Here is a 295-nt window from a genome sequence, read left to right as displayed (position 1 = left end):
CAGGGGGTCGTCGGTTCGATCCCGTCATCCTCCACCAAAACTGCTCTTATGTAAGACCCGAGTCTTAGATAAGCGTAGTACCGTTCTTTAACAATCTGGAAGAAGTAAAGTTTTATTTAAGCGTGTAGAAATACACACTTAGGGTAGTAAAACTCATCATCACAAAGCAGTAAATGCTTGCCTATAGCCGTCAAGGTTATAGGGACAAGTGAATAAGTGCACATGGCGGATGCCTTGGCGATTACAGGCGATGAAGGACGTGGAAGTCTGCGAAAAGTTCCGGGGAGCTGACAAA

General features: G+C 45.4%; 1 rRNA gene. It reads left to right on the top strand.

The annotated features are described in order from the left end of the window. Positions 1-202: 202 nt before the first annotated feature. Positions 203-295 (top strand): 23S ribosomal RNA (locus GM668_RS30375); the annotation flags it as partial.

Origin of the sequence: Pseudoduganella ginsengisoli, assembly GCF_009720865.1 — a bacterium.
GTDB classification, from domain to species: domain Bacteria; phylum Pseudomonadota; class Gammaproteobacteria; order Burkholderiales; family Burkholderiaceae_D; genus Rugamonas; species Rugamonas ginsengisoli.
This window is presented reverse-complemented; position numbering and strand designations above follow the sequence as displayed.